Origin of the sequence: Pseudomonas sp. HMWF021, assembly GCF_003061005.1 — a bacterium.
Taxonomy (GTDB): Bacteria; Pseudomonadota; Gammaproteobacteria; order Pseudomonadales; family Pseudomonadaceae; genus Aquipseudomonas.
Genome location: NZ_QAIK01000144.1, coordinates 18,052 through 18,638, shown reverse-complemented (window position 1 = coordinate 18,638; position 587 = coordinate 18,052). Strand labels below are relative to the sequence as shown.

Sequence of the window (587 nt, the reverse complement as noted above, 5' to 3'; positions counted from 1 at the left end):
TGTAAACGATCGAACCGCCTTCGGCCACGGTACCGGTGGCGCTCAGGGTCAGGTTGGTGGTGTCGACGGTATCGGTGACGGTGGTCGAAACCGGGGTTTTGTCAGCCACGAGATTTTCGTAGTTGCCGCCCGTTACGCCGGTAATCGAGTTGCTCAGCGGCTCATGACCATTCAACGCGTCATTTGGCGCGGTGGTAGTCACGGTGCCAGTGGTTTTGCCCACTTCGATGGTGATGGTCTGGCCGTTGGCCAACGTGACGGTCACTGGCGAGCCGGTGACCGGTGCACCGACGGTGGCGGTGTAAGTGACAGTGCCGCCTTCAGCCACCGAAGTATCGGCCGTGAGTTTCACGGTCGAGGTGTCGATGGTGTCAGTGACTTCGGTCACGGCCGGAACGGTGCTCGGAACGAGGTTTTCGAAGTTACCGCCGGACGCATCCTTGATTGTGACTTCGACTTTGCCGGCGTCCTTGTAGACGTCATCGGCTGGCGCTGGAACGGTCACGGTGCCAGTGGTTTTGCCGGCGTCGATGGTGATGACGGAGCCGTTGCTCAAGGTCACGGTCACCGGAGTGCCGGCCGGGTTG

1 protein-coding gene is annotated in these 587 nt (G+C 61.0%); it reads right to left on the bottom strand.

What is annotated here, in order from left to right; all coding sequences use genetic code 11:
- A partial coding sequence (locus DBR18_RS29535; protein WP_256588810.1) for an immunoglobulin-like domain-containing protein occupies positions 1–587 on the bottom strand: 587 nt, incomplete at both ends.